Here is a 25,062-nt window from a genome sequence, read left to right on the forward strand (position 1 = left end):
CGTGAGACATCCTGGAGGTATCGGAAGTGAGAATGCTGACATGAGTAACGATAAAGGGAGTGAGAGACTCCCTCGCCGAAAGTCCAAGGGTTCCTGCTTAAAGTTAATCTGAGCAGGGTTAGCCGGCCCCTAAGGCGAGGCCGAAAGGCGTAGTCGATGGGAACCACGTTAATATTCGTGGGCCTGCAGGTAGTGACGGATTGCGTGTGTTGTCAGGTCTTATTGGATTGATCTGGCAGCGAAGCGGTTCCAGGAAATAGCTCCTGCATATAGACCGTACCCTAAACCGACACTGGTGGACTGGTAGAGAATACCAAGGCGCTTGAGAGAACTGCGTTGAAGGAACTCGGCAAAATGCACGCGTAACTTCGGAAGAAGCGTGACCCTTCTTTAGGCAACTATTGGAGGGTGGCACAGACCAGGGGGTAGCGACTGTTTACCAAAAACACAGGGCTCTGCGAAGTCGCAAGACGACGTATAGGGTCTGACGCCTGCCCGGTGCTGGAAGGTTAAGAGGAGATGTGCAAGCATTGAATTGAAGCCCCAGTAAACGGCGGCCGTAACTATAACGGTCCTAAGGTAGCGAAATTCCTTGTCGGGTAAGTTCCGACCTGCACGAATGGCGTAACGACTTCCCCGCTGTCTCCAACGCAGACTCAGTGAAATTGAATTCCCCGTGAAGATGCGGGGTTCCTGCGGTTAGACGGAAAGACCCCGTGCACCTTTACTATAGCTTTACACTGGCATTCGTGTCGACATGTGTAGGATAGGTGGTAGACTTTGAAGCCGTGGCGCCAGCCATGGTGGAGTCATCCTTGAAATACCACCCTTATCTATATGGATGTCTAACTGCGGCCCGTTATCCGGGTCCAGGACCGTGTATGGTGGGTAGTTTGACTGGGGCGGTCGCCTCCTAAAGAGTAACGGAGGCGCGCGATGGTAGGCTCAGAACGGTCGGAAATCGTTCGTCGAGTGCAATGGCATAAGCCTGCCTGACTGCAAGACTGACAAGTCGAGCAGAGACGAAAGTCGGTCATAGTGATCCGGTGGTCCCGCGTGGAAGGGCCATCGCTCAACGGATAAAAGGTACGCCGGGGATAACAGGCTGATGACCCCCAAGAGTCCATATCGACGGGGTTGTTTGGCACCTCGATGTCGACTCATCGCATCCTGGGGCTGGAGCAGGTCCCAAGGGTATGGCTGTTCGCCATTTAAAGCGGTACGTGAGTTGGGTTCAGAACGTCGTGAGACAGTTCGGTCCCTATCTGCCGTGGGTGTAGGAATATTGATAGGATCTGTCCCTAGTACGAGAGGACCGGGATGGACGTATCTCTGGTGGACCTGTTGTCGTGCCAACGGCATAGCAGGGTAGCTATATACGGACTAGATAACCGCTGAAGGCATCTAAGCGGGAAACTAACCTAAAAACGAGTATTCCCTATCAGAGCCGTGGAAGACTACCACGTTGATAGGCCGGGTGTGGAAGTGCGGCAACGCATGTAGCTTACCGGTACTAATAGCTCGATCGACTTGATCATTCTCATTTACAATATCCATCGAACAAAGTTCGATGAAAACTTTGCCCCTCACGCCTTATTCACTTCGTGAATGGCTCCGGGAGGGCGCCGGGCAACCGGCGGCACACAGTCGTGTGCTTATTGTTTATCAGCGCCTGAAAACAACTCAATATCAGCACGAAAGACAACAGCTTCTCATATTTGTGTTCTTCGCCGACCTGGTGGTTATGGCGGAGCGGCTGCACCCGATCCCATTCCGAACTCGGCCGTGAAACGCTCCAGCGCCAATGGTACTTTGTCTTAAGACACGGGAGAGTAGGTCGCTGCCAGGTCTGCTAAGCACACAAATAATCCCATCTTCTCAAAACAATACAAAACAGACATTCAACGCAATAAGCGCGAAAAATACCGAATATATGACTGCGTGAGAGTGGCTCGGAGCAGCCCGTTCGGTCTAAAATCGATAATCAATCGATTTTTAAACGACCTCACCTCATCAGGCCCATGCCTTGAAAAAAGGCGCCTGACTTCGCTCCCGGGCCGCAATGGTTCGTAACTCATAACGCGGGGTGGAGCAGCCCGGTAGCTCGTCAGGCTCATAACCTGAAGGCCGCAGGTTCAAATCCTGCCCCCGCAACCACTGATAACGACAAACCCGTAGCATCCGCTGCGGGTTTTGTTGTTTTAGCAGACTTTCCAATGGCTTGACGCTCCGTCCAATTGAGAACTGTGCCCAGTTCACCGTGCAGCGTTGCGTAAATCTCGCCACGTTCCGGCCCCGGCGTCAGCAAAATCTTTTCGATCAGGCCACGCAATGTCTCCGCCGCTTCCTGCCGCTCTTCCTTGCGATTGAGCGCTTTGGTGAGGGCAGAAACCTTCTTCGCATAAATCGCCGAGGCGTTCGGCAGAATGTCCGGTGTGTCCTCTGGCGCGTCGGCCAGCAGGCTGTTCAGTTCGGTTTTGCGCGCTTCCAGCGTGTCCATCTCTGCCTTCATGCTCTCGTGAAACATGCCAGCCTTGATCGCCTCGATGATGCCGCGGATCTGCTTCTCAATCTTTACCAGTTCTGCTTTCCAGGTATCGCCGCTGGAGCGGCGCTCGCGGTTGAGGCGGCTCATCTCCTCCGCATAGGCGCGCATCGCCTCCTCGACGATCTCAGGCGCCATCATGCGGTCCTTGAGGCCGGAGAGCACACGAGCTTCCAGATCCTCACGCGGGATCGTGCGGCTGTTTGAGCAGGCGCCCTTGCTGATATGGTTCGAGCAGGCGAACCGATCAGCGCCGCGAAGCGAGTAGGGCCTCCGCAGCAGCCACAGAACACGAGGCCGGACAGAAGGGACTTCGGCCGACGTGTGCCGTTCAGGCGGTTCTTTTTTGTGGCGCTTGCGCACGGCTTCGGTGACGTTGGCAAACTTTTCGGCGATCTCGCCCTGCCGGACACGGACCGAATGCCAGAGTTCGTCATCAACAATACGCAGCTCAGGCACATCCTTGATAATCCATTCCGGTTCCGGGTTCAGGCGTGAGACGCGCTTTCCGGTCGATGGATCTTTGATGTAGCGAAGCCGGTTCCAGACCAGACGACCGATATAGAGTTCATTATTTACCAGTCCAGTGCCGCGCTTCATATGGCCTCGGATGGTGGTGTCGTTCCAGAGCTTGCCAGCCGAACCGGGTACGCCTTTCTCGTTCAATGTGCGCGCTATCGTGCGCGGGCCGATGCCTGCGGCGAACTCTCGGAAGATGCGCCGGACAACATTTGCCTCGGCTTCGTTGATTTCCCGGTCGCCGCGAATGGGATCACCCCGCGCGTCGAGTTGCTTGATGACGTTGTAGCCGAAGCAGAGCCCGCCGCCTGATTTGCCGTCCTCGACGCGGCCACGGATGCCACGATGCGTCCTGGCCGCGAGGTCTTTGAGGAACAGTGCGTTCATCGTCCCCTTGAGGCCGACATGCAACTCGCTGATCTCGCCCTCGGACAGCGTGACAATCGGAACACCGGCGAACTTGAGATGCTTGTAGAAGGTGGCGACGTCCGCCTGGTCGCGACTGATGCGATCCAGCGCCTCCGCTAATACGATGTCGAACTGGCCTGCCTGTGCATCCTGAAGGAGCGCCTGAATGCCCGGTCGCAGGATCATGCTTGCACCAGAGATGCCTGCGTCATTGTAGGTTCCGACGATCTTGGACTTGCCCTTATTTAGTGGAGAGGTTCTGTCACTAATTTACGGTTTATCATCTCGAACTGGATCGGCGATTTATACCCGAGTGCAGAATGTCTGCGCACAGGATTGTAGAAGCCATCAATATATTCTCCAATGGCTTTGATTGCGTCATTTCTAGTCTGGAACACGGTTCTCCAGATCAATTCCGATTTGATCGTTTTGAAGACGGTTTCCACCATTGCATTGTCATAGCAGTTTCCTTTTCCGCTCATGGATGGAAGGATATCATGCGCCTTGAGAAGCCTACGGTAGTCATAGCTGGCATATTGGCTTCCTCTGTCTGAATGCTGGATCAGCCCGGGCTTTGGTTGACGGATTGCAATGGCTTTCTTCAAAGCACTGATCGCCAGATCCTTCTTCATCCGATCGCGCGCTTCCCACCCGATGATGCGACGCGAATAAAGATCGACAACAATTGCCAGATATAGCCAGCCTTCTGCCGTCCATATGTAACTGATATCGACACCCCATTTCTGATCCGGTCCATCACAGGTAAAGTCCTGATCCAGAAGATTGGGAGCGACGGGCTCACCATGATTGCTGTCGGTCGTGCGTTTGAACCGCGTTTTCTGCCGGGCTTTAAGGCCGTTTTCACGCATCAGTCGCGCCGTGCGGTGACGTCCTGCTCGAATACCTTCTTCGTTCAGTTCGACATGCATTCGAGGGCTGCCATAAGTTTCACGTGACAGTTCAAACTGATTGCGAATATGCGCCAGGATGATCATATCGTCGAGCTGACGACTGGGCAAACGATGCTTCCATGCATAATAACCGCTGATACTGACGCCTGCGAAAGCGCACAGCCGTGACAGAGACATATGAGCCTTCTCCGTGTCGATGAACGCAAACTTCATCGACTTGTCTCCCGAGCGAAGAAGGCCGTCGCTTTTTTTAGTAGGTCACGTTCCTGTCGCAGGAGTTCATTTTCCTTACGAAGCCGGGCAAGTTCCTCGCTCATGTCCTCATGCGGACCAGAAAGCAGATCCTTCTCAGCAAAATTGCGACGCCAGCGGTCAAGTGTTGACTTGCCAATTCCTAGGTCATCGGCAACCGATGAAATGCTTCGACCGCTCGTCGTTAAAATCCGAACGGCTTCGCGTTTAAACTCTTCTGTAAATTCTCGCTGCTTCAATTCTAGGTCTCCTGTCAGTTGTATCTAACAAAAGCCCTCCACTTTTGAAGGGGGAAGTCCAGATCGCCGACGTGCTCCTCGACCATCTCAGTCCGCACACCATCGTGCTGGGCGACAAGGCTTACGATGCCGAGCGCATACGGGAGCTGATCCTGGACCAAGGCGCTACCCCCAACATCCCGCCGAAGCGCAACCGGCGCCGGAAGCCGTGCTTCAGCAAACTTCTCTACCGCGAGCGCAACCTGATCGAACGGTTCTTCTCTAAGCTGAAACACTTCCGCCGCGTCGCTACTCGCTACGACAAGCTTGCAGCCAACTTCCTTGCGATGGTTCAGCTCGCCTCAATACGGCTATGGCTGCGAGCCTATGAGGCTGCGACCTAGTTCATATGATGTGCAAGCAGTAAGGTATCTTCGCATTAACAAAAGCGTTCTCTCTTAAACAGCAATTAGAAGCCATCGCCACACAGGTGGGTCCAAGGCAAAGGCTTGCTCCGTACCGAACGGATTTTTGCAACACGTTCGTTTCAGGCGTTCCACGAGCTTGCTGTCAATCAGCATTAAAACCTGACCAAGACGCCTATGACTATGGTCGGGCCGCTTTACTTTTCGTCTTATCTGAAATTCTGGGGAACGCTCAAAAATTCGAGAGAGACATTGAAATCGTCTATCAATCAGGAAACATGTGCTGTCTGTTGCCCACTCGAGTCGACATCTGAGACGCGTCGCGTCATTATCTTTCACAGTGCTTTAGGAAAATGGTTCCCTAACTTTGATCCTCGTTCGTCAGTATAAGAGGAGTAGTGTAGGATTGGCTAGCGCTCCCTGCCGCTGCGATCAACGGGATTCTGTACCAGTTTGACGATGCAAGCAAAACGGTGCGAGGATAAAAGTAAATGCAGGTGAAAAATGGTTTGTCTACTAATGCTCAGTTGCACGCGCTCGCCGCCCGGTCGGCCATGTGGCCAGAAGTGCGGACGAACTTGGGCGATCCTGAACCGGGATGGATTACGGCCCATGCGTTTTTCGCGGACGACGCGGCAATCGACGAATATCTCCATTATGAAGGCTCGTTTCATCAGGACACCGACCGCAAGACCTGCGCGGCTGCCATGATGGTTGATTATTGCTACGTCTTCGCCTTGGCGACAGTTCCGCTCTTCGCCGGCTTCGGCATCGTGCCAGATATGTCGCCGCGGCAATACGCGATGCAATTCTACACTGCTCCACTGGAGCACGACGGCCGAACCTTCGAGGTGCGCCGCGCTCATGTCCGCTTTCTATCGCCAGCCTTCTGGACAGATAGGGAAGAGAGTGCGGTTGATGCGTGGCAGCTGATGCATCATGACGGTCTGTGCGATTTCTACCGCCGCTCCGTCGAGGATCATCTACGGTCGCTAGTGGAAAAGCTTGCCAGCAGGTCCGGCCTGTCGAGCAATGCGCTCTGGCGCTTGGTTGCGGACGCCATCGCTGCCTGCTTCCTTGACGCAGGACGGCGCTTCGGGTGCCTTGAAGAAGCCAAAGCGACGGCAATGACTGTTCTCAAGTATCCAGGGTCGCCGCTTTATAACCGTCAGCTTCATTTTTTCGACCTGACCTTGCGCGACGAACGGCAGCGTGAGTTGCTGACCTGGACTTTTCGTGCGCGCGGCGGGTGCTGCCGTTACTACACGGTGGAAGATGGAACGCTTTGCGAGACATGCGTGCTGAAGAAGCCGGCGGACCGGAATGCCGAGTTGCTGCGCGTCATGCGTCTCAGGTACGCGTCCATCTCCGGCGAGGCGCACGGCCGTGATACAGGAAGCGAGTCGGCTGGCTGAATTGTTGCGTTAATGCAACTATCGTTGCAGATTCTTCCTGTTGCGCGCGTTCACCACGTAGCTCCATCTTCCGCTGATACAGAAGTGAAACAAGTAACAAAATCAAGAGTAAACATGAGTTTTCTACGCAACTTTGTGCGCCGCATCGCATCGTTTTACTGAAAGCAATCTAAGTATCTGCACTTGCAAGAGAATTTTTGCCTTTGTATGGATCTGACAAGCCGTCATACCGCCACATGGACGCACGGCAAAGTCGAACATTGCTGGTCCGATGAACGGAAAGACAGACGAAATAGCGGCACTCTATATCGCCGAACACGAACGCCTGAAGCGGCAGATAGGTAGCCGTCTGGGTTGCTCCAGCACTGCAAGCGATCTTGTTCACGACATCTTCCTCCGCCTTTGGGAGCGAACTGCCGGGCGTCTCGCTGAACCGGCTGCCTACCTGACGCGCAGCGCGCGCAACGCCACGATAGATCACATCAGGGCGGAGCGAAGGCGCAGTGAGTTCTTCGGCGGCTTTGTGCCGGAACAATATGCCGCACCATCCGCGTCCCCCGATGATGTCGTTTCCGCGCGACAGGAGCTGCGCAGCATTGATGACGCCTTGGCCGCATTGCCGACACGCACGAGGCACATTTTTCTTCTTAACCGCGTCCATGGCAGAAGCTTTTCCGAAATCGCTGAAGTGCTTGGAATATCCCGGCGCGCCGTTACCAAGCACATGGCACGCGCTGTCGCTGTTTGTGAAGAGATCAAATAGATTGTCCTCAGGCTTTGCTTTGTGTGTCAGATACGGATAGTAGGCAACATGCGAGGCCCGCCCAAGTGCGCGGCATGCTGATAGCGACCCCGGAAGATATATGCGTATAGCCAACCAGCCACCGCAGAACCGATCCGAAGCCGAGCTTCGCGAAGAAGCCCGACATTGGTTTGTCTCGCTGCTGGAGCAGCCAACCACCGCAAAGCGGGCTGCGTTCGAGAAGTGGGTTCGGGCGGATTCTGCCCACTATGACGCCTATCGCGCCATCGAGGCCGCCTGGCAAGCAGCGGAAGACCCCGGTCAGCGGCTCGCGGAGCGGGAGGCCGACCAACTCGCCATCTATCTGGAGGCGATCGATAAGGCCAAGGCACATAAGAAGACTTTTCGTAGGCTCTCGGCTTTAAGCGTCATCCTCGTCGCCATACTCGCCGGCGGCATATGGCTGGAGCGTCCGAATATCTTTGAGGACATGCGCACCGACTATAACTCTGCACGTGGAGAGCGCCGCAGCATCACGCTTTCGGATGGTTCGTCCGTATTACTCGACGCCGACAGCGCCTTTGACGAGGACTTTACGGGCATGGAGCGGCGTGTTCGTCTTCTGCGCGGCGGTGCGTTCTTCGATATTGCGCGTTCAGACGTTCCCTTTGTCGTCCAGGCGGGAAACGGTGAGGTGCGCGTTCACGGCACCGCCTTCGGTATTCACTTGCTGGAGAATGGCGGCGTTGTGACGTTGGAGCGTGGTGTCGTCGAGGTGACGACCAACGAACATCCTGAAGCCACGAGGCTCGCGCCGGGTCAGCAGGCCCATTTCGGTGCCGCTGGCGTCGCTTCCGTCGAGGACGTGAACGTCGATGACGAGCTTGCGTGGCGCGACGGCCGCTTCGTCTTCTATCGCGCAAGTCTGGCAGATGTAGTGAGTGAAATCCAGCGCTATCGCCGCGGGCGGATCGTTATCGCGACGTCGCGACTGGCGGAAGAGCGTGTGACCGGTAGCATCTCGCTTGCCGACACCGACGTCGCGCTTGCCTCGCTCCAGGCCAGTCTCGGCTTCCGCATGACGACGGTTGCCGGACGCCTCACGGTCATTGGACCGTAGCGCCACTTCCGGTTGGAATCCCGGCGTGGTTCAAACCTTCGCGCAAAAAAAATGCGTTCGGAGGTTCCCCGATTGCCCGTGCCGAGCGTGAACGCACTAGGAGCATGATGAAGAGTGGCAAATAGCCGCCCGTGCTCTCCAACGTTCGAGAGCAACAGGGACAGGCAGATATGACGGCTCAAGGGGTACGAGGGGTAACATTCGCGCTGGCGGCGGCGCTGATGACGGCGGCGAGCAGCGCTTCAATCGCGGCAGCACAAGCGCAGCAGGTCGTGCAGGGTCAATTCACCTTCGACATCAAGGCCAAGCCCGTACCGCAGGCCGTTAACGATATTGGTCGCATTGCCGGACTTTCCGTCGTGTTCCGCGAAAACCGGCCAATATCGGCTACCGGCAATCCGGTTCGTGGTAGGATGAGCGCCGAGCAGGCACTGGCAACCATGCTCGCCGAAACCGGCCTTGGCTACAGTTTCAGCAACCCGACGACGGTACAAGTCTTCGAGGTGGCGGTCGAAAACTCTGCGCCTTTATCGGCTGACGGCGCTACGATGCTCGACCCCATCACCATCTATGGTGCGAGAGATGCGACGAGCTTGAACGACACCTCCGCAAGCGTAGGGATCGTTACGGCTGAAGAGATCCAGGACAGCCAGATCCGCAACTTCCGCGATTCCTTCCGTCGCATGGCGAATGTCATGGATGCTGATTGGATTAACGGCGGTTTCGTCATTCGCGGCGTGAACTCGGAGGGTTTTAATACCGGCGCAAATCCTATCGGGTCACTTTACGTCGACGGAGTATTGCAGCCGACCGAAGGAACCAGACGCGGTGCGCGCGGTCTATGGGATGTCGAGCAGGTGGAGGTCTATCGAGGACCTCAATCGACACTGAGCGGTCGCGCTGCGATGGCGGGTGCAATTTATATCAAGACAAAGGACCCGACCTTCGAAAAGGAGGCAGAAGTTTCTGCAACCGTCGGAAACGATCATCTGGCTGGTACCGCCTTCATGGTAAACACGCCGCTTCTTGAAGACCAGATCGCCATGCGCATCGCCGGTTCGTTGGAGCGCAGCAAGAGTGATCTCAACGCCCCATCCTTTACGGGCTTCGATCGCTACGATGATTTCATGACGAACCTTACCTACAACATTCGTGGCAAGATGTTGTTCACGCCCGCTGAACTCCCCGACACAAAAGCCCTGCTCAGCTACTCCTTCGCACATGACGCGCCCACCGAACGAAATATTGGCGGGCCGGGCCAGGGCTTCCGATGGGAGGATAAAAGGGCGGACTACTATCTGCCGATCTACACAGAAGTTCGCTCCACCAAAGTCCACAATGTGGGTCTGGAAATCACGCATGACTTTTCCGATGCGTTGCAGTTCACCTCTCAAACCGGCGTAACGCATGACATTCATCAGCGCCCTTCTATCAATGAGGGTACGCCAGGCGAGGTCAATACACTCAGAGGAGATCGAAAGAATACGTTGTTTACCCAGGAAGCTCGCCTGAACTATCAGGGCGAAAGATGGAAATGGGTCGGCGGCGTCTTTGGAAGCCATCAGAATTATAGCAACAGCTATGATGGAACACTTGGCTTCTATAACCAGTTTCAGGACGATCACAGGAAAATTACAAATCTTGCCGCGTTCGGTGAGGCTACATATGAATTTTTGCCGAGTTGGCACCTCACCGCCGGAGGCCGTATCGATTACACGAAGCAGTCGACGGACTATTTCTATCGAATGCGCGATTCACGCTCTCCGAATAATCCCCGTATAACGGATTATTCAGGAAGCGGTGAGGAAACGAATTTTGTTCCGAAGATTGGAATATCGAAGGATTTCGGCGACGATCATACGGTTGGTTTTTCCTATTCGCAGGGCTTTCGCAATGGCGGCATTGCTTACGATACGGTCAACCGGGTCATGTATAACTATGACCCGGAAAGCTCGCATAGCTATGAAATCTTCTACAAGGGAAGCTGGCTGGACGATCGTCTCAGGTTGAACGCCAATTTCTTCTATACCCAGTACAGAGACCAGCAGGTGGACATTGAAGACTTCGCGAACCTCACCAACAGGATCGCGAATGCCGCAGGCTCGCGCGCCTATGGCTTCGAAATCGAGCCAACCTGGCAGGTTACGGATCAGCTCTCCACATTCCTTGCACTCGGCTATCTCAATACGAAGTTTGACCGGGAAAGTGAGGCCGACACGATCGATCTACCCGGCTTCCCGTTCCCGGAAGCCCCGGAGTGGTCCATTGGCCTGGGTGGTCGCTACGAGTTTGAGAACGGCTTCTATGTCGGTGGAGACGCAAAATACACCTCTTCGTACATGGCTCGGTTCTCGGCAAATACGCCCAACAGTTTCGTCGGTTCCAGAACGATCGTAAACGCGCAGGCTGGCTATCGGCTGGACGGTTGGGAGATCAATGCATTTGCCGAAAACCTTCTTGACGAAGAATACCTGACTTATCTCGAAGCAGACAGGATGGCGACCCTGGGCCAAAGGCGTAGTTTCGGCTTGAATGTTAAGGCGAAATTCTGACGACATCGTGATGCTGTTCAGCATGACGGCATCTCCCACAGCCAAGATGATGAGAGTTAAAATGGAAATTTTTCGGCCGCTTCTTATGAGTTTGGTCATGTTGTTGGCGGCTATTCCAGCGTGGGCATCGTGCGATGGGAGAACCATAGCCAAGAACGTCTATGAAGCCCCGGTTTGTGTGCCCAAAAAGCCTCAGCGCGTGGTTGTCCTCGACCATTTCTATAATCTGGGAATGGCTTTAGAACTGGATATTCCGGTCGTTGGCGCGCCGCTGATGGCGGCGCCGGACGCAGAATTGCGCGAGCGCGCGACAGACGCCTTTATTAAGGACATCGGCAACGCGCGTCAGCCCAATTTAGAGTTGATAATCAGCCTCAAGCCGGATCTCATTGTCGGTGAGGCGCAATTCCATGGCCAATTCTACGATAAACTTGCCCCGATCGCACCGACAGCTCTGATCGACGCAGCAAATTGGAAGGAACACTTCCTCCTGCTAGCCGATGTTGCTGATCGTTCAGATGAGGGTGCCAAGCTTCTGAAAGCTTACGAGGCGCGTGCGTCCGCTATCCGCACTCGCGTGCCTGCTGACGTCGAAGTCTCAGCAATCAGAGTCGCACCGCATGGCTTTCATGTCTATCTTGACAGTCCGTCGGCCTATGCGCCCTACGCCGTCCTCCGGGAGGCGGGTATAAGACGCACCGTCTATGAAACGACTGACGATGACGCGGTGCTGAAGCGCCCGGATTGGGAGGAACTGGACGCCTTGAACGGCGATATTCTACTCTACGTGGTTGCCGCTGGAAATGCGCCCGGCCAGGACGAGGCCCTGAATGCGCTAACCATTGGCAATCCGTTTTGGCAGATGCTTCCGGCGGTGCAGGCGGGACATGCGTATCGTGTCGAGAAGGGAGCATGGTTTGGTTTCAACAGCATCGCCTCTGCCCATCGGGTTCTCGACGACATCGAACGCTATGTTCTGACGAGGCCGTGAGCGGGGGACGGATGACAGGAACCACGGTGACCGGCTCTCACGATAGCCGCGCGGATGCAATGCGGGCCTCATCGCTCGCGACGCTGTGTGTTGTCGCGGCGAGCCTGGCGGTCTGGTCCGTGACGCTCGGCACGTCGCGCATTGCGGTTGTGGATGTGCTTGCGGCGCTCTTTGCGTTCGATGGCTCGCGCGAGCATCTGGTGGTGACGACGCTGCGCCTGCCACGCGTGCTGGCCGGGCTTCTGGCCGGCTCCGCGCTGGCGGTGGCGGGCGCGGTCATGCAGGCTGTGACGAACAACCCGCTCGCTTCGCCCGGCCTGCTTGGCATTAATGCCGGGGCGTCCTTCGCAGTGGTCGTGGCGATATCCGTGCTCGGGGCAGGATCGAGCAACGCCCATATCTGGTTCGCCTTTGGCGGCGGGGGCTTGGCGGCCGTTGTGGTCTATGCGCTGGCCTCGGCCGGAGTTGCCGGTGCAACGCCGCTCAAGCTGGTGCTGGCCGGAGCTGTGCTGGCCACCTTCCTCACCTCGCTGGCCACTGCGATCCTCATTTTCGACCAGACCACGCTCGACGCCGTGAGGCTGTGGACGGCCGGTTCGCTTGCCGGCCGCACTATGGCTCAGGTGAGCGCCGTAGCACCCTATATTCTCGTGGGCCTGACCGCAGCCCTGATCTTTCGCCGCCATCTCATGACATTAAGCCTGGGAACAACGCTTGCCCAATCTGTCGGGCAGAACCAAGTCCTGTGGCGTGGTCTCGCCGTTGTTATAGTCATTTTGCTTGCTGGCGGTGCAGTATCGCTCGCCGGTCCCATCGGTTTCGTCGGGCTGGTCGTCCCGCACATTGCACGCATGACGGTCAGTGTCGACTACCGCTGGATCATCCCGTTCAGCGCGGCTGGCGGTGCGCTACTGATCTTGGTAGCGGACACGGTGGGCCGGACGTTTTTTGCCAGCCAGAGCTTTCCGGTTGGGGTGACGATGGCGCTTGTCGGCGCACCGTTTTTCATATGGATCGCCCGCCGCCGCGTGGATGGTGCCTCATGATCCGCATTGTCTCTCTCTCGTTGCTGCTTTTGGCCTGTATTTCCGCTTCTCTTGCTTATGGCGATCATGCCGTATCGTTTAGCGATCTGTGCTCAGTTCTGACACAGCCAGCGGGCATCAATCCACAGGTCGAGATGATCGTGCTCGACCTGCGCATGCCACGCGCATTGCTCGCCGCACTGGTCGGTGCAGCTCTTGCCGTGGCCGGGGCAATAGCACAGGCTGTGATGCGCAACCCGCTCGCTGAACCCGGCATCCTCGGCATCAATGCCGGCGCGGCTCTTGCAGCCATGATCGTCATCGTGGCGCTCGACAATGCACCGATCCAGCTTTTGCCCTGGGCTGGCTTTGCTGGCGCAGGCGGGATGGCAGCTGCAATCTACATGCTGTCATGGCGCAATGGCGGCACCTCGTCGCTGCGCATTATCCTGATAGGCATCGGGCTTTCCGCACTAGCGGGCGCGGCCACGACCTTTCTCACCGCCTTCGGTGAGGTTGGAGACGTGCAGCGCGCCATGATCTGGCTCGCTGGCAACGTCTATCACGCAGATTGGATGGGAGTGTATGTCCTCACACTCTGGCTTGTCACACCCTTGGCGGTGACGATGATTTCGAGTCGGCAACTCGACCTGATCCGTTTCGGCGACAATGCCGCGCGCAGTCTTGGACAGCGCGTCAACCTCGTTCGAGGACTGATGATCCTGCTTTGTGCGCTTCTGTCCGGCGCGGCCGTCGCCGCCGCCGGGCTGATCAGCTTCGTCGGGTTGGTCGCGCCGCATATGGCCCGCCGAATTGTCGGTCCGGCCCATGCAAGGCTGATCCCCGTGTCGGCTTTGATCGGCGCAACGCTGGTCGTGGCGGCGGATCTTGCAGGTCGCTCGATCATCGCCCCGGCCCAGCTTCCAGCCGGGATCGTAACCGCGCTGATCGGCGCACCTTTTTTCGCATATCTGCTATGGGGGCGTCGTCATGTCCCGGCCTGACGTAAACGGAAACATAGACCTCGCTGCCGAAGGCGTTACGGTCGCCTATGGCCGCGCAGTGGTCGTAAAAGATCTCGACCTTATCATTCCTCGCGGCGCCTTCACCGCGTTGATCGGGCCGAACGGTAGCGGCAAGTCGACCATCCTGCGCGCGCTTGGCGGCCTGCTTGCGCCCATGGCTGGCACAGTTCGGGTGGACAGGCGGCCCATAGCCGAATTTTCGACAAGGGAAATCGCACGACGCATAGGCGTGCTGGCGCAAGGGCCGGTCGCGCCGGAAGGGTTGTCGGTGCTGGATTTGGTCCGGCAGGGCCCGTATCCGCACCTTTCCCTGTTCGGTCGCAGGTCCGAACGGGACGATGCGGTTTGCGAGGAGGCCCTGCTGCTGACCGGGATGCAAGACCTAGCTGGGCGACCGCTCGACAGCCTGTCCGGCGGCCAGCGCCAACGAGCGTGGATCGCGATGGCGCTTGCGCAGGAGACCCCCATCTTACTGCTCGACGAGCCCACAACGTTTCTCGATCTCGCTCATCAGATCGAGGTGATGGAGTTGGTGAGCCGCCTGGTTGCTGAGCGCGGCAAGACAGTCGTTGCCGTGCTGCACGATCTCAACCAGGCTGCGCGCTACGCGGACCACATGGTCATGCTTAGGAAAGGTAAGATCGTGGCTACCGGTCGCCCCAGCGTTGTGATGACGGCTGAGATCGTACAGCATGTTTTCGGGGTTGCCGCTATCATTATTGCAGATCCCGTCGCTGGAACACCGATGTGCATTCCTGCCGCCTCCTGACTTGCCCCCGTGTGGTGATCCGTTTGGAATGTTAGTGCATGTTCGGTCTGATGGCCACAGCCGGGCGTTGATGCTGGCCAAGGATTTTCTAAAGCAAACCGGCTCTTATGAGCACACGAGTTATGCCATCCAAGACACGCCGACAACTGTGGTTTAGGCCCAGGACCCATTGATTTCAGAATGATGAGCTGTTTCAGTTTCGCTTGAGGAGACTGATTGGTGAGTAATCTTTACTGGCTGAGCGAAGGACAAATGTCACGCCTTCGCCCCTTTTTCCCTAAGAGTCATGGACGTCCGCGCTTTGATGACAGGCGTGTCTTGAGTGGAATTATATTTATTCTTCGCAATGGGTTACGGTGGTGTGGTGCCCGTCGGGAATACGGGCCCTCTAAAACGCTCTATAATCGTTGGAACCGTAGGTGTCACAAGGGGATATTTGCTCAAATACTGGAAGGTTTGTTTTCTAAGTCGTCGGTCGGAAAAACTGTCATGATAGATGCGACCTACTTGAAAGCGCACCGCACGGCCTCAAGCCTACGGTTAAAAAAGGGGGCGATGGACGCCTGATCGGTCGGATGAAAGGTGGCATGAATACCAAATTGCACTCCGTCACCGACACACAGGGGCGTCCCATCAGGTTACACGTTACGGCCGGACAAATCAGCGACTATACCGGAACTGCAGTCTTAATCGAGATGTTACCGAAGGTCGACTGGCTTCTTGCTGACAGAGGCTATGATGCAGACTGGTTCAGAAAACGGTTAAAAGACCAAGAGATAAGGCCTTGCATCCTGGGTCGCAAAAACCGTTAGAAGGCTATCAAATATGACAAACGTCGATACAAGCGGCGTAATCGTATCGAAATTATGTTTGAAAGACTGAAAGACTGGCGCAGAATTGCCACCCGTTATGATCGCTGCCCGATTGTGTTCCGAGCAGCAATAGATCTCGCAGCAGCCGTTATATTCTGGCTCGGAAACCAATGAGTCCTGAGCCTAGGCCTTGTGGAATGGACTGCCCCTTTCCACATCGTCTGTCAGGATGCTGTGTGAGGAAAAGCAAGGAAAGAGCCAATGACTATTGTGATCCTTGGCGTGGATCTGGGCAAGACGTCTTGCAGCGTATTTAGTGTTGATGCGACTGGAGCAGTAGTTACTCGCAGAACAATTCGTCGTCAGACAGCTAACATTACAGTTGTAAATTCGTCAGGCCGTGGCGAAAAGAGTGATTTCGAGTACCAGAGCAGAAGGTACTTAAGTACCTGAACGCAGATTAGGCGCTCTCTGCAGCCCGGCATTTCGAAGAATGCAACTGCAATGCTAATTTGAAAATAAACAGATTTTTCTGGTTATCCAAATTAGCCTGTCTTGTTTCCCTTTGAATCAAAGCATTCGCAAAAGGAAATCGTAAAACCTCATGTCCTGTGCTCTGGACACATTAATGCGGATGCCTCTGCCTAGGGGGTTTTGTTTGTCGATACAAAACACGCTGCCGGGCGCTATGAAAATGCTTTCCTTAGCGCCCGCTCGGGCCAATTCGATATCGCTGACGCCTGCCGGTAAAAGTAGATACCTGTAATACCCCCCAACGCTATCTGCAAAACATTGCCAGCCGGCCTGGTCGATTCTATGCTGGAATGCGTGTGAAGCCGTCTCAATCCTCTGCAATAGGCGTTTCAAATGCCGGTCGTAATGGCCGTCCGCAATCAATCGGTGAAGCAATCGCTCGATATGGCCCGAACTGTTGACTGTGGTCAGCATCTTCAATTCGGTCAGCGCCGCGATGATATCCTCCCGCGCAACGATAAAACCTGAACGCAAACTTGCTGACAATGTCTTCGAAAATGTCCCGACTGAAATAACACGATTGACTTGATCAAGTGTGGCCAGGCGATGTGCTGGTAGGGGCAAGTCAGAAAATGGATCGTCTTCGACTATTAGGATATCATGAGCACTCGCCGCGGCAAGTACCGCATGGGCGATCGGTAAGTTAATCGAACCGCCCATTGGGTTATGCCCTAGCGATTGGGTGAAGAACATCTTTGGTCGCTCTGATTGGAGCTTCTCATTAAAGTCATTGACGTCCGGTCCTTCGGGTGTACGGCGTACACCCACCACGCGTATCTGTGCCAATGCAAGTTTAGCAAACAGCGGGTAATAACCTGGTTCATCGACAAGGACTGTATCGCCGGCTGAGAGAAGTCCACGAATGATAAGGTCCAGCGCATGATTGGCGCCAAAACTCAACAATACATTTTCCTCACCCGCGCCAATTTGCTGGTTTTTCAGTCGATGCGCGATCTTTTGCCTTAACAGTGGGAAACCCAGTGCCGATCCGTAGGCGTCAGAATCAGTGGTCAACGTCCGGTCATGGATTGTGAGATGACGTTTGATCTCCGATTGTTCCGTCCATGCGGGCGGCGGTCGTCCGTCTCCCACCCGCACTTCAAAGCTTTGATCAAGCTGAGCACTGAGAAGAGAGGCAATGTCCACCGCTTCCGCCACATGTTTTGGACGGTGGTTAGTTCCAATCTCGGGTTCGAAAACAACTGTAAATCCAGATCCCTTACGGGCGGCGATGAACCCTCCTGCGACGAGGCGGTCGTAAGCCTCCACAATCGTGTTTTTCGACACATTGAATTCATCTGCCGCCTTGCGAATAGAAAGCAGCCTGCAACCATAAGGCAAAGCTCCGGAAAATATCTGTTTTTTCAAACGGGCAGTGATTGTTTCCACAAGAGTAACCGCTGAGGTGCATAAGCCATTCGTAGAGGGCATGCTATCTCCATGTGGGTACAGTTGGTGACAATAACTAAAAACTGTACCTTTTCATAAGGGTAACAAATTGCCCATAAAACTTTCAAGAGGAACTTCTTCCGGGAGGCAGCATTGGCTGATTTAAACGCGAAAGCATCGCGACAGGGCATTAACTCTCGTTTGGAGAATATGCGGAATCTCTCTCCCCACGCACGATTGGCCAAAGTCGCGGATGTGGTGTCGCTTTCCACTGAAGAGGCGAACGTCTTCTCATATGCCGGCTTGCCGGTCGATCTCGCCAATGGGATGATTGAGAATGTCATCGGTGTATTTGAACTGCCGATAGGTATAGCTACAAATTTTACCATAAATGGGCGGGATTACCTTATCCCAATGGCAGTAGAAGAACCATCCGTTGTCGCGGCTGCGTCCTATATGGCGCGGATAGCACGCAAATGCGGTGGGTTCCAGACCTCGAGTACTGGCCCACTCATGCGAGCGCAAGTGCAGGTACTGAAGCTGAGCGATCCGTATAGCGCGCGAATCCGGGTATTGCAGGAGCGTGAGGCGATCATTACTGCTGCCAACGCCAAGGACAAGGTGTTGATTTCGCTCGGCGGTGGCTGCAAAGATATTGAAGTTCATATCTTTGAGGACACGCAAGTCGGTCCTATGATTGCCGTTCATCTGATTGTGGATGTTCGCGACGCAATGGGTGCGAACACGGTCAATACAATGGCCGAAACCGTGGCGCCGCTGATCGAAAAAATAACCGGCGGTGAGGTCCGGCTCCGGATTCTTTCCAATTACGCTGATCTGCGACTGGCGCGTGCAATGGTGTCCCTGACGCCGGAAGCATTGAAAACCAATGAATATGGTGGGGAGAGAATCGCCCGAGGTGTTGTTGAGGCTTGCGCCTTTGCAGTTGTCGATCCCTACCGCGCCGCCACCCATAATAAGGGGATAATGAACGGTATCGATCCAATCGTTGTCGCCACCGGAAACGATTGGCGTGCGATTGAAGCCGGGGCTCATGTATGGGCATCCCGCTCGGGCCGGTACACTTCGCTCACTCACTGGGAAATTGATGCGACAGGGAACCTTATAGGCACACTTGAAATGCCTATGGCGTTGGGCTTGGTAGGGGGCGCCACCAAAACGCATCCCGCCGCTCGCGCGGCGCTAAAAATTCTCGGCGTGCAGACCGCTCAGGAACTTGCCGAAGTCACGGTGGCAGTCGGGTTAGCACAAAATATGGCCGCGCTTCGGGCTCTGGCCACGGAAGGCATCCAGAAGGGGCATATGGCATTGCATGCCCGCAATATTGCAATTGTTGCCGGAGCGATTGGCGAGGAAGTTGACAAGGTTGCGACCGCTCTCGCCGCTGACCATGATGTTCGTGTCGATCGTGCTAAAGAATTGCTCGAAAGCATGCGCAACGCATGATGACGTGGGCAGACGAATCCATGCAAATGATGCGAAGTGCAACGAGCCAGGGACCAATTTGATACGCGCCTGGCAGATATGGAGGCCCCAATGAATACTGATCGAGAAAGCAGCCCTGTTCTTGCTAAGAGGACTGGTCCTTTGTCGGGGGTAATCGTTCTCGATGTGACACGGGTCGTCGCGGGGCCGTTTTGTGCAATGCTCCTAGCGGACATGGGCGCGACAGTTATCAAGATAGAGCATCCCAGCGAACCGGATTATGCGCGGACGTTCCCACCATTTGTCTCTTCTGGGGAGGCGCAGTTAAGCGCTTTCTTCTCACAGTACAATCGCAACAAACTCGGTTTGTCGATCAACTTGAAATCCGAAGACGGAAAACGCCTGCTCAAACAATTGGTTGAGCAGGCGGACATATTGATCGAAAACTTCCGTCCCGGCACCATGGACAGGTTGGGGTTAGGGTACGACACGCTTGGCACCATCAACCCCAAGCTCGTTTATACCGCCATTAGCGGCTTCGGCCGGTCGGGTCCCAACTCATCGAAGCCTGCATATGATAATACAGGGCAGGCGGCGGGTGGCTTGTGGTCTATGAATGGTTATCCTGGTCGGCCACCCGTACGAGTTGGCACGATCATCGGCGATCTGGCTGCATCGCTTTACGCCGCTATCGGGACAGTAGCAGCTCTGCGAGAAGCTGAAAAAACCGGCAAGGGTCAGGTCGTGGACGTATCGCAACAAGATTCTATCCTGACTCTGACTGAAAATGCAGTGGTTCGCTACACGACTCAAAAAGAAGTGGCCGAGCCTCTGGGTAATGATCATCCATTCGTTAGCCCTTATGGTCAGTTTCCCTGCAAGGACGGTTACGTGTTCTTTGGAGGTTATACAGATAAATTCTGGTCCATCACGTGTGAGCTGTTCGGCCAGCCTGAAAAGGCCAGGGACCCGCAAATCGACACAATGGAGAAGCGGTTCGATCCAAAGATTTCGGAGGCAGTCGTCAAGCCGCTCCTCAATGAATGGTTTAGTCGATACACAAAAGCCCAACTTGAGGAGATGGCGGGAGACCGGGTTCCCCTAAGTGCAATCAAGACCATCGCAGAGGTTGTCGAAGATCCTCATATTGCAGCGCGTGAGATGATTGTTGACGTTCCCATGGGGGACCAGCTGGTCAAAATGTTTGGGCTGCCAATCAAGCTCTCCGGCATGGATAATATCCGGTATGAGAAGGCTCCGTCTCCCGGAGAACACAGCGCCCGTATTCTGACAGAACTTCTAGGCGTTTCGCCCGAAGAGGTGGCCCGATTGAAAGATCAAGGTGCAATCTGATGGGAACGATCGACTTCACGAAGGACGATCACGTTGCGATCATCCGGATTAACCGGCCCGAAAAACTCAACTCATTGACGCTGTCGATGTATGACGATCTCGGCGCCGCTTTTCAGCGCGCCAATACAGATACGGAAATTCATTCGGTAGTTCTGTGTGGCGAGGGAACGCGCGCCTTTTGTGCAGGCGCGGACCTCAAGGAATCGATTCCCGCTCTTGCATCTGATCGGTTCGATATTTCGGCCTGGGACCCGGCACATATCAAATATGCGGGGTTTAATAAGCCGATAGTAAGCGCGGTCCAAGGTGTTTGCATGGGCGCGGGTTTTGAACTCATGCTGGCTACGGACATACGGATAGCTTCGCAGGACGCCGTGTTTCAGCTTCCTGAGGTCCGGCACGGGTTCGTTCCGGCAGGTGGCACACTGGTCCGTCTGGTGCGTCAGATCGGATATGCGCATGCGATGGAGATAATGCTCACTGCGGAACGCTTTTCTGCATCGGATATGCGTGAACGGGGGATCGTCAATCGTATCGAGCCTTCCGATAGGGTTGAGGCAACCGCTATTGATATGGCTCGACGTCTGGCCGGCTTCAATCCGACTGCGGTGCAGGCCATAAAGGAAGCGGCACTAACATTGCCGGATCTTCCTATCGTCGATGCTTTCCGCGAGGAAGCCAGAATTGGGCAGCGTACCTTTACCAGTGACGAAGCCAAGAAGAGCTTGGCGGCTTTTGCCGCGCGAGGAAAGGATAGTTGATGGCTGACGTCACGATAGTTGAGGTCGGCCCCCGCGATGGCTTGCAAAATGAAAAGCGTATCGTGTCGACGAAGGAGAAACTGGAGCTTATTTCCTGTCTGCGTGCGACGGGGTTGACGCGGCTGGAAGTTACGGCTTTCGTTTCCCCGAAATGGGTGCCGCAGATGGCGGATCATGAAGCTGTATTGGTTGAAACGCCTCCGGCGGAAGGATTGGTTCGGTCGGTGTTGGCACCAAATGAGCGTGGCGCCCATGCCGCATTGGAGATAGGTGTCGAGGAACTTGCGGTATTTACGAGCGCCTCGGGGAGCTTTGCCAGAAAGAACATAAACTGCTCAATAGATGAGAGTATCAAGAGGTTTCAGCCGGTTGCTGATCTGGCGCGCAACAGAGGCGTGAGATTGCGTGGATACGTGTCCTGCGCCGTTGAATGCCCCTTTGAAGGCGCTGTTGAGCCGCACGCGGTCGCGGATATCGCGGGCAAACTTGCGGATTTGGGCTGCACCGAAATCTCTCTCGCGGATACGATTGGGCGAGCTTCGCCAGATAGCGTTCATAAGATGCTATCGGTTGTCGGCCAGAAACTTCAACCGCAACAACTCGCTTGCCACTTTCACGATACGTATGGTCAAGCACTTGAGAACATCGATGTTGCGCTGGAACACGGTATTCGTGTTTTCGACAGCGCTATTGGCGGTCTTGGGGGATGTCCATACGTACCGGGAGCAGCTGGAAATCTGAGCACATTGCTGCTGGTCAATCATCTGGAGAATAAGGGCTATTCGACGGGCCTTGACATTGCGGCCTTGGAGCGGGCGGAGCAGCTTGCGACGAAAATCCGAACAACTTCGATATGTGTTTCCGATTAATAAATAGAATAATATGGGAGGAACAGTATGCGCGTTGATGGATTTAAGAAGCTGGCAAATGGTGCGGTCTTCCTGACGGGAATACTCGCGGCATCCAATGTCTTCGCTAAAGATGGGATCAGCGATCAGGTCGTGCGTATCGGGCTCATTGAGGATATGAGTGGTGTCTATGCCGACATTACTGGCATGGGTGCTGTCACCGCTGCGAAAATGGCTGTTGCGGAGTTTGGTGGTTCCGTCTTGGGAATGCCAATCGAGATTGTTTCAGCAGATCACCAGAACAAGGCTGACATCGGTGGTGCGATCGCACGAAAGTGGTTCGACGAAGATGGGGTTGATGCAATTCTCGATGTCGCGTCATCGTCACCGGCGCTTGCGGCTTTGGAAGTCGCGAAGCAGAAGGAAAAGCTTATTGTCCTGAGTTCTCCCGGTTCGTTGCGTATCACGAATGATGCATGCGGTCCTTACGTTGTCCATTGGGCATACGATACTTATGCGGTTGCGCATACGACAGGTCAGGCTCTCGTCGATCAGGGGCTGAAGAATTGGTATTTTATCACTGCCGATTACGCCTTCGGTCACGGCCTGGAAAAGGAGACAGGCGATCTCGTCAAGGCGAGAGGCGGTGAAGTTGTGGGTAGTATCCGTCTGCCTATCGGGACCGCGGATTTTGCGTCAGCTCTTCTTACGGCGCAGGGGTCAGGCGCCAACGTGGTAGCCCTGGCGAATGCCGGTGCGGATACGATCAACTCTGTTAAGCAGGCCGCGCAGTTCGGGCTGACCCAATCGGGCCAGAAGATCGCCACGCTTGGTGGGTTCATCAACGATATTCATGGAATGGGTCTTGAAGAAGCACAAGGTTTGACGATTGTCGAGGCCAGCTACTGGGACTTGAACGAACAAACACGTGCATGGTCGCAGCGCTTTTTCGAGGAAAGAAAGGCAATGCCGAACATGCTGCAGACGGGTGTTTATTCATCCGTGCTCCACTATCTCAAGGCAGTCAAGGAAGCCGGTACGGATGATACCAAACAGGTGGTTGCCAAGATGAGGGAACTGCCGGTCGAGGACGTTTTCTACCACAATGGTTCCATCCGTGCGGACGGTCGCATGATGCACGATATGTATCTGTTTGAGGTCAAAAAGCCGGACGAATCCAAAGAGCCTTGGGACTACTACAAGTTGCTTGCGACGGTTTCTGCTGACAAGGCATTCCAGCCCTTGGGCAACTCGCAATGCCCGTTGGTGACGAAATAAGACCTGTTGCGCAGAACACGTCCGACATTTGATTTGGCGCAACGTCTCAATAGCCGTTCAATAGGAGAAATAAAATGACAGGGAACATGAACCGGCGAGAGTTTAATCTGTTTTTGGCTGCAACGATCGCCTGTGCAGCGACGGGTGGCAATGCCTATGCCCAGGCGCACGGCGAAACGCTTACTTCCATTGTTTATCCCGAGCCGCCTATTTTGAACCTTGGATTGAACCAGCAGACCCCCACCGGCGTGGTAGCTGGAAAACTCTATGAAGGCCTGCTTTCTTATTCGAGGGATTTGACACCACAGCCTTTGCTGGCAGATTCATGGGATGTTTCGCCGGATGGTCTAACCTACACCTTTCATCTCGTAAAAAATGCGAAATGGCACGACGGTCAGCCGTTCACATCTGCAGACGTTGTCTTTTCCTGCAAGACGTTTCTGCCGGAGGTTCATCCACGTGCGCGCGATGTGTTCGGCCGCTGCGCAAGCATTGAAGCGCCCGACGACTACACGGTGATTTTCACACTCAAGAAGGCTTTTCCCGCGTTTCTGATGGCATTCGAGACAGCTTCAGCGCCAATGCTGCCGCGTCATCAGCTTGAGGGAATGGATTATCGCAAGGTTGGCGCAGAACAATCTCCTATCGGCACAGGTCCTTTCCGTTTCTCGGAATGGGTGCGGGGTTCACACATCCATTTGACTGCGGTGGACGACTATTATCGTCAAGGCGAACCGAAACTGCGCGAAATCTATTACCGTGTGATCCCCGATGCCGCGTCGCGTGGCGTCTCATTGGAGCAGGGTGATGCTCAGTTGGCGCAGTGGCAGGACATTGAACCCTTCGATGTGGCGCGTCTGGCCGCGCTGCCGCATCTTGAGATGACGACTGACGGCTACGAGTATTTCTCGCCGATGTTGTGGATCGAACTGAACTGTCGCCGTCCACCTATGAACGACAAGCGTTTCAGGCAAGCGCTGATGCATCTGATCGACCGGGAGTTCGTGCGCGACCGCATCCTGTTTGGGCTTGCGAAAGCGGCCACGGGGCCAATTTCATCTTCGATGCGGTTTTATAGCGCCGATGTGCCGACCTACGAACCATCGGTCGCGAAGGCGACGCAACTGCTGGATGAAATGGGTCTGAAGGCAGGTTCGGACGGCGTGAGAGTTTCGCTCAAGTTCACAATGGTGCCCGCTGGTGAGACGTGGACCCGCATCGCGGAATATGTGCGACAGTCTTTCGCCAAGGCAGGTATCAAGGTCGAGTTGCAGAGCAACGATCTGGCGGGTTGGGTTGAGAGCGTCAGCAATGGTGATTTCGATATCAGCGGCAACCAGCTTTATCAAAACGGCGACCCCGCCCTCGGAGTAGCCCGCACCTATATCTCGTCAAATATCCGCAAGGGTGTCATGTTCTCCAATACTTCTGGGTACTCTAACCCGAAGGTTGACGAATTGTTCGAGGCCGCGGCAGGGGAACTGGATTCGGAAAAGCGCCAAGCCTATTACACCGAGGTTCAACAACTTCTTGTAGAAGAAATGCCCGTCCTGTGGCTGGCTGAACAAAAATACCCGACGATTTATGATAATCGGTTGAAGGAAGTGGCGGTCTCAGCCACTGGCGTCAATTCCAATTTCGGTACGGTCAGTTTCGCCTCGAGCTAACCGTTACACTCGCCCGTTGAGAGCCAGAGCGGAACACACCGCAGCAGTGTTGTTCTC

At 55.1% G+C, this 25,062-nt stretch carries 18 protein-coding genes, 1 tRNA gene, 2 rRNA genes and 4 pseudogenes (1 of these 25 running past the window's edge); 21 read left to right on the forward strand and 4 right to left on the reverse strand.

Features of this window, described 5'->3' with window-relative positions:
- The 4 genes from RI570_RS14210 to RI570_RS14225 all read left to right on the forward strand — a co-directional run.
- Positions 1–1,538, forward strand: a 23S ribosomal RNA gene (locus RI570_RS14210) (it extends 1,274 nt beyond the left edge of the window).
- Positions 1,539–1,734: 196 nt separating this feature from the next.
- Positions 1,735–1,849 (forward strand): 5S ribosomal RNA (gene rrf, locus RI570_RS14215).
- A gap of 231 nt (positions 1,850–2,080) precedes the next feature.
- Positions 2,081–2,157: transfer RNA gene (locus tag RI570_RS14220), tRNA-Met, on the forward strand.
- 64 nt (positions 2,158–2,221) lie between these two features.
- Complete coding sequence (locus tag RI570_RS14225; RefSeq protein ID WP_313829204.1) at positions 2,222–2,752, forward strand: hypothetical protein; 531 nt, start codon at positions 2,222–2,224, stop codon at positions 2,750–2,752.
- A 264-nt stretch (positions 2,753–3,016) separates the two neighbouring features.
- Here the strand turns inward: RI570_RS14225 and RI570_RS14230 are convergent.
- A pseudogene (locus RI570_RS14230) lies at positions 3,017–3,238 on the reverse strand (recombinase family protein); the annotation flags it as partial.
- Here RI570_RS14230 and RI570_RS14235 point away from each other — a divergent pair.
- Complete coding sequence (locus RI570_RS14235; RefSeq protein WP_313829205.1) at positions 3,146–3,376, forward strand: hypothetical protein; 231 nt, start codon at positions 3,146–3,148, stop codon at positions 3,374–3,376. The pseudogene RI570_RS14230 and the gene RI570_RS14235 overlap by 93 nt on opposite strands.
- A 12-nt stretch (positions 3,377–3,388) precedes the next feature.
- Here RI570_RS14235 and RI570_RS14240 read toward each other — a convergent pair.
- Positions 3,389–3,742, reverse strand: a pseudogene (locus tag RI570_RS14240) (recombinase family protein); the annotation flags it as partial.
- Positions 3,718–4,874 (reverse strand): IS3 family transposase gene (locus tag RI570_RS14245; RefSeq protein ID WP_409558675.1). Its coding sequence is split into 2 segments (ribosomal slippage): positions 3,718–4,613 and positions 4,613–4,874, totalling 1,158 coding nucleotides; the frame shifts between segments, so codons are not numbered across the junction. The pseudogene RI570_RS14240 and the gene RI570_RS14245, both read right to left, overlap by 25 nt.
- Positions 4,875–4,933: 59 nt before the next feature.
- Between RI570_RS14245 and RI570_RS14250 the strand changes: the two are divergent.
- The 10 genes and pseudogenes from RI570_RS14250 to RI570_RS14295 all read left to right on the forward strand — a co-directional run.
- A pseudogene (locus tag RI570_RS14250) lies at positions 4,934–5,257 on the forward strand (transposase); the annotation flags it as partial.
- Positions 5,258–5,769: 512 nt separating this feature from the next.
- Positions 5,770–6,693, forward strand: coding sequence for a (2Fe-2S)-binding protein (locus tag RI570_RS14255; protein ID WP_313829206.1), 924 nt, complete (start codon positions 5,770–5,772; stop codon positions 6,691–6,693).
- Positions 6,694–6,964: 271 nt separating this feature from the next.
- Positions 6,965–7,456 (forward strand): RNA polymerase sigma factor, encoded by a 492-nt coding sequence (locus RI570_RS14260; RefSeq protein ID WP_187548006.1) that lies wholly within the window; start codon positions 6,965–6,967, stop codon positions 7,454–7,456.
- Positions 7,457–7,556: 100 nt separating this feature from the next.
- Entirely contained in the window at positions 7,557–8,555 is a 999-nt protein-coding gene (locus RI570_RS14265; RefSeq protein ID WP_313829207.1) for a FecR family protein, read from the forward strand.
- Between the two features lie 170 nt (positions 8,556–8,725).
- Positions 8,726–11,107, forward strand: a complete 2,382-nt coding sequence (locus RI570_RS14270; protein WP_313829208.1) for a TonB-dependent receptor — start codon at positions 8,726–8,728, stop codon at positions 11,105–11,107.
- A gap of 61 nt (positions 11,108–11,168) precedes the next feature.
- Positions 11,169–12,098 (forward strand): iron-siderophore ABC transporter substrate-binding protein, encoded by a 930-nt coding sequence (locus RI570_RS14275; RefSeq protein ID WP_313829209.1) that lies wholly within the window; start codon positions 11,169–11,171, stop codon positions 12,096–12,098.
- 11 nt (positions 12,099–12,109) lie between these two features.
- Positions 12,110–13,144: an iron ABC transporter permease gene (locus RI570_RS14280; protein WP_313829210.1), complete on the forward strand. Its 1,035-nt coding sequence runs from the start codon at positions 12,110–12,112 to the stop codon at positions 13,142–13,144.
- Positions 13,141–14,127: an iron ABC transporter permease gene (locus tag RI570_RS14285; protein WP_313829211.1), complete on the forward strand. Its 987-nt coding sequence runs from the start codon at positions 13,141–13,143 to the stop codon at positions 14,125–14,127. Before RI570_RS14280 ends, RI570_RS14285 begins: the two co-directional genes overlap by 4 nt.
- Entirely contained in the window at positions 14,114–14,917 is an 804-nt protein-coding gene (locus tag RI570_RS14290; protein ID WP_313829212.1) for an ABC transporter ATP-binding protein, read from the forward strand. The genes RI570_RS14285 and RI570_RS14290 overlap by 14 nt, the downstream gene beginning before the upstream one ends.
- 219 nt (positions 14,918–15,136) lie before the next feature.
- Positions 15,137–15,903, forward strand: a pseudogene (locus tag RI570_RS14295) (IS5 family transposase).
- Positions 15,904–16,299: 396 nt separating this feature from the next.
- Here RI570_RS14295 and RI570_RS14305 read toward each other — a convergent pair.
- Positions 16,300–17,694, reverse strand: a complete 1,395-nt coding sequence (locus tag RI570_RS14305; RefSeq protein ID WP_313829214.1) for a PLP-dependent aminotransferase family protein — start codon at positions 17,692–17,694, stop codon at positions 16,300–16,302.
- Positions 17,695–17,805: 111 nt separating this feature from the next.
- Here RI570_RS14305 and RI570_RS14310 point away from each other — a divergent pair, with 111 nt between their 5' ends.
- From RI570_RS14310 to RI570_RS14335, 6 genes are all read left to right on the forward strand, one after another.
- Complete coding sequence (locus RI570_RS14310; protein ID WP_313829215.1) at positions 17,806–19,119, forward strand: hydroxymethylglutaryl-CoA reductase, degradative; 1,314 nt, start codon at positions 17,806–17,808, stop codon at positions 19,117–19,119.
- Between the two features lie 90 nt (positions 19,120–19,209).
- Complete coding sequence (locus RI570_RS14315) at positions 19,210–20,451, forward strand: CaiB/BaiF CoA-transferase family protein (RefSeq protein ID WP_313829216.1); 1,242 nt, start codon at positions 19,210–19,212, stop codon at positions 20,449–20,451.
- Complete coding sequence (locus RI570_RS14320) at positions 20,451–21,212, forward strand: enoyl-CoA hydratase/isomerase family protein (protein ID WP_313829217.1); 762 nt, start codon at positions 20,451–20,453, stop codon at positions 21,210–21,212. The genes RI570_RS14315 and RI570_RS14320 overlap by 1 nt, the downstream gene beginning before the upstream one ends.
- Positions 21,212–22,081 (forward strand): hydroxymethylglutaryl-CoA lyase, encoded by an 870-nt coding sequence (locus RI570_RS14325; protein ID WP_313829218.1) that lies wholly within the window; start codon positions 21,212–21,214, stop codon positions 22,079–22,081. Before RI570_RS14320 ends, RI570_RS14325 begins: the two co-directional genes overlap by 1 nt.
- A gap of 27 nt (positions 22,082–22,108) precedes the next feature.
- Positions 22,109–23,338 carry an ABC transporter substrate-binding protein gene (locus RI570_RS14330; RefSeq protein ID WP_313829220.1) on the forward strand — a complete coding sequence of 410 codons (1,230 nt, stop codon included), beginning with the start codon at positions 22,109–22,111 and terminating at the stop codon, positions 23,336–23,338.
- Positions 23,339–23,412: 74 nt separating this feature from the next.
- Positions 23,413–25,005 carry an ABC transporter substrate-binding protein gene (locus tag RI570_RS14335; protein WP_313829221.1) on the forward strand — a complete coding sequence of 531 codons (1,593 nt, stop codon included), beginning with the start codon at positions 23,413–23,415 and terminating at the stop codon, positions 25,003–25,005.
- Positions 25,006–25,062: the final 57 nt, after the last annotated feature.

It is taken from the genome of Brucella pseudogrignonensis (assembly GCF_032190615.1).
GTDB lineage: Bacteria > Pseudomonadota > Alphaproteobacteria > Rhizobiales > Rhizobiaceae > Brucella > Brucella pseudogrignonensis_B.

What these genes read in the sequence shown, in the direction of transcription:
- RI570_RS14260 (WP_187548006.1), top strand. Translation starts at nt 6,965, where the DNA reads ATGAACGGAAAGACAGACGAAATAGCGGCACTCTATATCGCCGAACAC.
- RI570_RS14265 (WP_313829207.1), top strand. Translation starts at nt 7,557, where the DNA reads ATGCGTATAGCCAACCAGCCACCGCAGAACCGATCCGAAGCCGAGCTT.
- RI570_RS14235 (WP_313829205.1), top strand. Translation starts at nt 3,146, where the DNA reads ATGGCCTCGGATGGTGGTGTCGTTCCAGAGCTTGCCAGCCGAACCGGG.
- RI570_RS14270 (WP_313829208.1), top strand. Translation starts at nt 8,726, where the DNA reads ATGACGGCTCAAGGGGTACGAGGGGTAACATTCGCGCTGGCGGCGGCG.
- RI570_RS14325 (WP_313829218.1), top strand. Translation starts at nt 21,212, where the DNA reads ATGGCTGACGTCACGATAGTTGAGGTCGGCCCCCGCGATGGCTTGCAA.
- RI570_RS14255 (WP_313829206.1), top strand. Translation starts at nt 5,770, where the DNA reads ATGCAGGTGAAAAATGGTTTGTCTACTAATGCTCAGTTGCACGCGCTC.
- RI570_RS14305 (WP_313829214.1), bottom strand. Translation starts at nt 17,694, where the DNA reads ATGCCCTCTACGAATGGCTTATGCACCTCAGCGGTTACTCTTGTGGAA.
- RI570_RS14280 (WP_313829210.1), top strand. Translation starts at nt 12,110, where the DNA reads ATGACAGGAACCACGGTGACCGGCTCTCACGATAGCCGCGCGGATGCA.
- RI570_RS14315 (WP_313829216.1), top strand. Translation starts at nt 19,210, where the DNA reads ATGAATACTGATCGAGAAAGCAGCCCTGTTCTTGCTAAGAGGACTGGT.
- RI570_RS14285 (WP_313829211.1), top strand. Translation starts at nt 13,141, where the DNA reads ATGATCCGCATTGTCTCTCTCTCGTTGCTGCTTTTGGCCTGTATTTCC.
- RI570_RS14290 (WP_313829212.1), top strand. Translation starts at nt 14,114, where the DNA reads ATGTCCCGGCCTGACGTAAACGGAAACATAGACCTCGCTGCCGAAGGC.
- RI570_RS14320 (WP_313829217.1), top strand. Translation starts at nt 20,451, where the DNA reads ATGGGAACGATCGACTTCACGAAGGACGATCACGTTGCGATCATCCGG.
- RI570_RS14330 (WP_313829220.1), top strand. Translation starts at nt 22,109, where the DNA reads ATGCGCGTTGATGGATTTAAGAAGCTGGCAAATGGTGCGGTCTTCCTG.
- RI570_RS14275 (WP_313829209.1), top strand. Translation starts at nt 11,169, where the DNA reads ATGGAAATTTTTCGGCCGCTTCTTATGAGTTTGGTCATGTTGTTGGCG.
- RI570_RS14335 (WP_313829221.1), top strand. Translation starts at nt 23,413, where the DNA reads ATGACAGGGAACATGAACCGGCGAGAGTTTAATCTGTTTTTGGCTGCA.